The organism is Acrocarpospora pleiomorpha (genome assembly GCF_009687885.1).
GTDB lineage: Bacteria > Actinomycetota > Actinomycetes > Streptosporangiales > Streptosporangiaceae > Acrocarpospora > Acrocarpospora pleiomorpha.
Map to the genome: position 1 here is coordinate 1 of NZ_BLAF01000136.1, position 7,129 is coordinate 7,129.

The following is a 7,129-nucleotide window of genomic DNA, read 5'->3' on the forward strand; positions in this document are numbered from 1 at the left end:
AGGAGGGGTGGCATTTCGGTTCGGGGGCGGGCGTTGTGGCGGTCGAAGACGGGGTCGGTCAGGCGGGGGAGGCCCAGGAATTCGAGGACGCGGTCGTATGTCGGTTCGGGGTCGGTGAAGAAGGTGCCACTGTCGAGGACCAGGACGCGTTCGCGGCCGACCAGGAGGTCCAGGCGGGCGAGTTGTTCCGCGTAGCGGCCGCGCGACACGTAGGCCTGATGCCGATGGGCGTGGCTGACGTATGAAGGGTCTTCTTTGAGGCGTTCGACGTCGCCGGCGAGGCGTTCCTCCTCCAGGGCGAGGGCGCGCTCGAATGAGGTCTCCGTCTCGAAACCCCGGGCAAGCTCGTGCGTGAACGCGGAGTACGCCCGCTCGACGGGATCGCGGACGAGCACGATCAGTTTCACCCCTGGGAGGTCCCACGCGATCCGGGATACCGCCAGCGGATGAAACAGATAGTAGGGCGACGATTCAAACGCCAGCGGGCGGTAGCCGTACCGATATTCGAGCCGAGCCGCGGTGGCGCGCAACGGGAAATGCGCTCGATACCAGGGCAGTCCTCGGTGGTAGGACATGTCGAAGAAGTGCACACCCTTGCGGAGGACGGGTTTCAGCATCAGGGGATGCTGGGCGAGGGCGCGGTAGAGCGAGGTCGTGCCGCAGCGCTGGGCGCCGACGATCAGGAAGGACGGCAGCAGGCGTCCGCTGCCGGTCAACCGGCCCGCGGTGATCGAGACCGCGTGCGCGGTGGTCTTGAGCGCGTTCACGGCAACACCTCCAGGTGATCGAGAACGGGATTGAGCCAGTCGGGGGAAGGGCCTAGCGGTTCGTACCCATCTCGGCGATGCCGATCGGCCAATGTGATCAGGTAATGTGCGGCGGTCAGCCGGGACTCCGCGAACGACAGCCCGAAAGGCTCGAGAATGCGCCCGGCCTTGGCGACGCACGCCTGGGCGGCCGGACCAGGACGCATCCGCCGCAACGCGCCCTGGAAGTAGTGGTGCAACGCGTCGAACCCGAGCGGCACTCCGGCCCCGAACCGCTCCCAGTCCCACACCAGCAGCCGCCCATCCGCGTCCGCTGCCACGTTCCACGGCGAGAAATCCCCATGCCAGGCCCCCGCAGGATCCAGCGCCGCGATCTCGGCGACGGCTGCCGCCAGCAACTCGCGCCGGACCCTCCTCCGCGGCCCACCCAACGACAGCGGGCCGGTCACCGGCAACGGCGTCAGCACGAGCACATCAAGCTCCCGCCACGACCCGAAATGCAGCACCCCCGGCGGCACCACCACTTTCAACGGCCGCTCGGCCAGCATGCGCAGCGTCTCCGCCTCATGCCGCACCAACTCGCGCGCCCCAGCGGTATCACCGATCTTGACAAACCCCACCAAACCCCCCGCCCCGTACGCCTCCAGGATCGGCTTACGGTTGACCCGGCGGGCAGGCCGGACATGCAGTTCGGTGTGCACCCGCTGCCCGAGCACTTCACTCAGATGCGTCTCGATCGTGTCGGGCCCGTCACCGACGAGCACCCGCCCCCCGACATGCCAGCGGGCGCGCGGCACCAGCCGCCGGGGCACCAGCCGATGCGGCAGCAGAGTACGGGCCGAGATTCGAGCGGACGGCGGAAACAGCAAGGGGATCACCTCGTCGAGATAGCGCAGGCGCAGGTCGGCGTCGCTCATGTGGCGTTCCGCCAGAGCAGCGCGAACGAGATCAGATACAGGCTCAGCGCGGTGACCATGCCGTCGTAGATGAACATGTAGAACAGCGCCAGCATCATCACCAGCACCCCCGCCTGCCCGATGGGGGTGCGATCGGCCCAATACCGGCGTACGGCTCCCGCGAAGAACCCGGCATACAGGGCCGCGCCGATGAAGCCCTGGGTGATCAGGAGCAGCCAGAGCTGGCCGTCGCTGCCCAGGGGCGGGTGGCCGCAGGTGTCGCACCAGTCGCTCTTGCCGGTGGCGATCGAGCGATGGTTGCCGAACGCGTTGCGGGTGTTGCCGTAGCCGATGATCGGGGAGGTGGCGGCGGTCTGGACGGTGGTGGAGACGGTGAAGGCGCGGATGTCGTTGCTGTGCGGGCTGTCGAGGCGCTGGGCGACCATCGAGGAGAGAGGGGAGAGCAGGAAGGCGGTGGCCGCGGCGGCGACAGCCGTACCCAGGGCGAGGGGGCGGCGGGAGCGGACCGCCAGGTAGGCGAGGGAGAAGCCGAGGCCGATCCAGAGGCCGCGGTTGAGGGAGTAGACGATGGGGATCGCGGCGAGGGCGAGCACGACGGCGGTGAGGATCTTGCGGAGCGGGCCGCCGTAGCCCCACCAGCCGACCAGGAACCAGATGATCAGTACGGAGGCGTTGCTGCCCCAGGCGTTGGCCCATTCGAAGGGGGCTTCTGGGCGGGGGGAGGCGTGGCCGAGGACGTGCTGGATCTGGGCGGCTGTGGGGTGGATCAGGTTGGTGACGAAGGAGTTGCCGGAGATCCAGCGGGGGAGCACGAATTCGACCGGGGAGGTGAAGGCGAAATGCGGCAGCAGTACGCCGAGCAGGCCGCCCGCGACAGTGGTGAGGAACAGGGCGCCGAGCATGCGGACAAGGGTGAGCTGCGGGAGCTCCTCGTGGGTGAGATTGCCCAGGTAGAGCACGATGACCAGGAGCGACAGGTACACGACGAGTCGCATCACGTAGCCGATCACGCGCCCGGTCGTGAGGTCGCCGTAGGTGCCGTCAGGGGTTTCCGCGAGCATGAGGGCGCTGATCACGTACCCCGCGATCAGCAACACCCACAGGCCGAAACCTTTGGGCACCTTGATCGGTCGCCGCCGGGACAGGATGACCAGCATCGGTATGGCCACCACGACAACCGAGAGCCCACCAAAGCCAAGCGCCCACCAAACGGGATACCCAACCAGCAGCGCCCAGATCGGCCAGACTGCCCGCGGCCTCACGGGATCCATCGGATCCACCCGATTCACAGGGTGCGCGGGATCAACCGGGCTCGCGGGACTCATCGAGAACATCCGAGGAAACCCCGGCCTTCAGGCCGGGGAGGAATCGGACCCCTGCGGGGCAGGGCAGGGACAAGCGATTCGCCGCCAGGCGGACCGCCGTCGAAACGGTCACCGCGACACATCGGTTTCTCCTCGCGTGGTGTAGGCGTAGCCGTCGGCGCGTTGCAGCAAGTGCAGGTGCCGGTGGTGGATGCCCTGGACGGTGCCAAGGGCGGTGGTGATGTTGAAGCTGCCGGTGGCGCGGACGGCGACGCGGCCGGTGTGGGTGCCCGCCTTCGCGCCTTGGGGGACGACCGCGCGGACCAGGTCGCCGGTGACGTAGCCGTGGAACTGCTTCTGCCTGGGCAGGCGCAGGCGCGGAAAACCGTGCTTGTCCGTCCTGGTCCGGGCGTGGACGCCACGTCCCGCGCACCCGGCGACGAGCACCCAGCTGACGGTCTCGGTGACGGTGTCGAGCTTGCCGACGGCGAGAGCGTCGAGGGTGTGCGTCTTGGGCAGCCCGGCGCGGGCGCGGTTCCACTTGGTGCGGCCGCCGGAAGCCACATGAGTGGGGAGCCGGGAGTCCAGGGCCCGCCACAACGCCCACCGGGTGGACTGGACGGCGGCGGCGTCCCGTAGAGGGGCCTTCGCCCGCTTAAGGATCTCCGCGGCGCGCTTCGGCGCGAACTCCTCCACCGGCCGGTCGCTCTTGGCCTGGTTGCACGGGATGCAGGCCAGGACCAGGTTGGAGACCCGGTCAGATCCGCCCTTGGAGCGGGGGTGGACGTGGTCGATGTTCAGCGGCACCCCGGTGGTGCCGCAGTAGAGGCAGGCACGGCCGAACTTGGCCAGGAGGTACTCGCGGACCTCGGTGCCGTGCAGGGTGCCGCGGCAGTACTCGGCGCCTTCCAGCGGGCGGCCCGCGGAGATGGCGTGGGTGTCGAACGCGACGCGTTCCACGTGCACCGCCGTGACGGGAGCCCACCGGGTGAACCGGTCGACCCAGGAGACGGTGGTGTCGACCCGGTGCCGCAGCGACGGCGCCAGCCAGCCGTCCGGCCGGGTGCGGTTGAGGAAGCGGGGGGCGCGGTAGCGCAGGTTCCGGGAGCGGCGCCCACGCCGGTAAGCGGCACGCTGCTCCAGCTTCTGACGAATCCGCGCGCCGCGGTGGTCGAGCTGCACAGCGTACCGGCCGCGCCGCTCACCGGCTTGAGCGGTGAAGACGGCGATGCCGGTGTGCTTGGAACCGGGGTCGACGCCTACTTCGACGCCGTCCACCTGCGACTGTTCGACCGTGCGGTCCTTCAGGCGGATGACGAACGGGGTGTGCCGGGCCACCACCGCCCGCCCCGCTTTCAGCAGCCTGCGCGCCCTGGCGGGCGTGGTGGGCTGCAACGGGGTGCCGCGCTTGTCGAGCACGAACACGAACGGGTGCCGCTCACGCGGCCTCTCCCCGGCCCCCGAGGGGGGCTCGGGAGTGACGCCACCGAGCGCAGGTGCACGCCTGGTGGTCTCCTCTCGACCATGTCCCGCACCGGGTGCCACGCGGGCGTGGCGTCCGAGCCCCGTTTCGTCCCTGATCCCGGGGTTGTCTGCTGACTCGGATTCGAGAGCGGGCTGCTGAGGAAGCACAGCCCGGTCGGTCTTCGGTCCTGTACGGAACGTAGCCATCAAGGTCACCTCCTTGTGGGTGATGGCTGGGTCTGGTAACACACGGGCCTTCAGCCACGCGGGCTGAAGGCCCCCGCCTTCAGGCGGGGGATCCGGCTACCACAACGGAACGCGCACGGTAAGGGCGCCGAGGACGGTTGTGCCTCGGGCGGTCAAGTTGCGGGCGGCTCGGTTGACCTCTGGGGCTCGGGATTTTCGTAGGCCGATCAGCAGGATTGCGGTTGATGCGCGGCCACTGGTGATGAGGTTCAGGGTGGGTAGTTCGTCGACGATCGCTGCGGTTGCCTCGGTGCCGATGGATTCCAGCAGAATCGGGCCTTCGGGCAGCAGTGCGGAGAGCCTGTCGGTCAGGGTGGATACGTCCTTCGCAGGGATCTCTGCCAGGAGGGGGAGTGTGGTCAGGCGTTCGATGTCGGCGGGGACGCGGAGGCGGGTGTCCAGGCGGTCGCGGGTGAATGCCGACAGGGCGCCGGTCAGGATGCCGAGGAACAGGCCGCTGCCCAGGTACAGCGGTGGGCTGGGGGAACTGGTGCGCATCGGGGGCCGGGCTTGGCTGATCACGCTGCCGGGGGTGATCGCGGTGGTTCTGAGGGTGTCGTATTTCAGGGTCAGGTTGTAGGACTGGCGGCTGAGGACGGCCTGCTGGTGTGCGGTGATCGCCCGTTCGGCCGAGCCCCGGGTGAGCGGCGCCAGCGCGGCCGCCACCTTGCCCAGCGACGCGTTCACCTGGCGCAGTTTGACCAGCAAGATCTTCATCTGGGCGAGCAGTGTCTGCTGGGCCGCGTCCGCCCGATGCCGCAGGTACGCGTCGGCGAACGCCTGAGCCCCTGCGGCCGCCGCCAACGAATCGGGCGCAATAAACGAAATCCTTAGAATTCCGGAATTTGGCGGAACATCCACCCGAACCCGATTCCGCAACGCCTCTGGGTCCGTATTTTTCAGGATTTCGGCCGCCTTTGCGGCAACCACGGATGATTGGGCGATCTGCGCTTCGGTATCCAAATTGAGTGGTTCGCGTTGGCGCTGGGTGACCTGATTGACCTGTTCCGGCACCCCGGTCGGCAACACCTGGACTTCTGCTGTCGCCGTGTATGCCCGAGGTGTGCCTGCCAGCGCGCCGATCCCGCCCGCCAGGCCTGCCAGCAGGCAGATCACCACCAGCCACCGGCGCCGCCGCAGCACGGAACCGAACTCAGCGAGATCCCGGCTGTGCGGGGGCAAGCTCATGGGAACCTCGTCATGGCGCGGGAACAGCGAAACAGACTACGAACTATAGGCTCCCTTGAGCTTTACCCGATCCAATTTTGAAGTTTTTCCACAGGCAAATCACGGGACAATAACGGACGTTCCACGGACATGTCCGCCATGGGATATGAGAAAGCGTGCCACCCGCGCGCGGCTCCGATGGAATGGTGTGCCCATGTTCATCGTCACACGGGGGATCATCGCGCTGGCCCTGGTCGCCGGGTGCGCTCCCGCCTCCGGCACCGGCACGAGCACCCGCCCGGACGGCCTGCTCAGCCACCAGACCACCTGCGTGGTCACCGACAAGCTCATCCCGACCTGTGGCGCGTGGTGGGGCATCGCGCCAGACGTCTTCACCGGCACCCGTCCGGCGCACGCGATCGAACGCGCGGAACAACGCATGGGTCGCCCGGCGGACATCGTGCACGTCTACCACCGGGGCGAGGAGTTGTTCCCCACCGCCGAGGAGCGTGCGCTGGCGGCGGGCCGACGACTGCTACTGATCAACTGGAAGCCGTCCCGCACGCAGACCTGGGCTCAGATCGCGCGCGGCGCGGTGGATTCGCGCATCGACGCCTTGGCGGAACACATCACGCGAACGTTCCCTGGGCGCTTCTTCCTGACGATTCACCATGAACCGGAGAACGACGTCAACTCCCGGCGCGGCATGTCCGCTCAGGATTACGCGGCCATGTACCGACATGTCGTGAGTCGTCTGCGGGATCGAGGGGTACGGAATGCGGTGACCGTCATGACGTACATGGGTGCGCCCAACTGGGCGACCAAGCCGTGGTTCGACCGGCTCTATCCCGGTGACGACGTGGTCGACTGGATCGGGCTGGATCCATACGCGGACGGCCGGGTCAGTGACTTCGCCACGCTGGTCGACAAGACCCGCCCCGACCATCCGACCTGGCCGGGCTTCTACCGCTGGACGCAGTCACGTTTCCCGGGCAAACCGATCATGGTCTCCGAGTGGGGAGCGTTCGAGCGGAAGTACGCCCCTCGCTTCAAGTCTGACTTCTACGCCTCGGTACGCCTCCAGATCCGGAATTATCCGCAGATCAAGGCCCTCGTGTACTTCGACTCCCCACTCGCGCCCCGCGGCGACACCCGATTCGACACGACCCCAGAGGCAGCAGAGTCCTTCGCCCGACTCGGCCGAGAACGCCATTTCACCGCGACGAAGGTCCCCGCGCAGTGACGTGGTTCTCCCACCCACCCA

The 7,129-nt window shown here is 68.0% G+C and carries 6 protein-coding genes; 1 reads left to right on the forward strand and 5 read right to left on the reverse strand.

Annotated features, from left to right (window positions below; genetic code table 11):
• The 5 genes from Aple_RS51485 to Aple_RS51505 form a co-directional block, all read right to left on the reverse strand.
• A partial coding sequence (locus tag Aple_RS51485; protein WP_155352132.1) for a sulfotransferase family protein occupies window positions 1-767 on the reverse strand: 767 nt, incomplete at its 3' end.
• A complete protein-coding gene (locus Aple_RS51490; protein ID WP_155352133.1) occupies window positions 764-1,684 on the reverse strand; it encodes a phosphotransferase in 921 nt (306 codons plus the stop codon). The genes Aple_RS51485 and Aple_RS51490, both read right to left, overlap by 4 nt.
• Window positions 1,681-2,946: an O-antigen ligase family protein gene (locus Aple_RS51495; RefSeq protein WP_155352134.1), complete on the reverse strand. Its 1,266-nt coding sequence runs from the start codon at window positions 2,944-2,946 to the stop codon at window positions 1,681-1,683. The genes Aple_RS51490 and Aple_RS51495 overlap by 4 nt, the downstream gene beginning before the upstream one ends.
• Before the next feature lie 171 nt (window positions 2,947-3,117).
• Window positions 3,118-4,413: an RNA-guided endonuclease IscB gene (gene iscB / locus Aple_RS51500; RefSeq protein ID WP_155352137.1), complete on the reverse strand. Its 1,296-nt coding sequence runs from the start codon at window positions 4,411-4,413 to the stop codon at window positions 3,118-3,120.
• A 342-nt stretch (window positions 4,414-4,755) separates the two neighbouring features.
• Window positions 4,756-5,880: a YveK family protein gene (locus tag Aple_RS51505; RefSeq protein ID WP_170322082.1), complete on the reverse strand. Its 1,125-nt coding sequence runs from the start codon at window positions 5,878-5,880 to the stop codon at window positions 4,756-4,758.
• Between the two features lie 199 nt (window positions 5,881-6,079).
• Here Aple_RS51505 and Aple_RS51510 point away from each other — a divergent pair, with 199 nt between their 5' ends.
• Complete coding sequence (locus tag Aple_RS51510) at window positions 6,080-7,108, forward strand: glycoside hydrolase family 26 protein (RefSeq protein ID WP_155352136.1); 1,029 nt, start codon at window positions 6,080-6,082, stop codon at window positions 7,106-7,108.
• Window positions 7,109-7,129 lie beyond the last annotated feature (21 nt).

Excerpts from the sequence above, each read along its gene's own strand:
- Aple_RS51490 (WP_155352133.1), bottom strand. The coding sequence starts at position 1,684 with ATGAGCGACGCCGACCTGCGCCTGCGCTATCTCGACGAGGTGATCCCC.
- Aple_RS51510 (WP_155352136.1), top strand. The coding sequence starts at position 6,080 with ATGTTCATCGTCACACGGGGGATCATCGCGCTGGCCCTGGTCGCCGGG.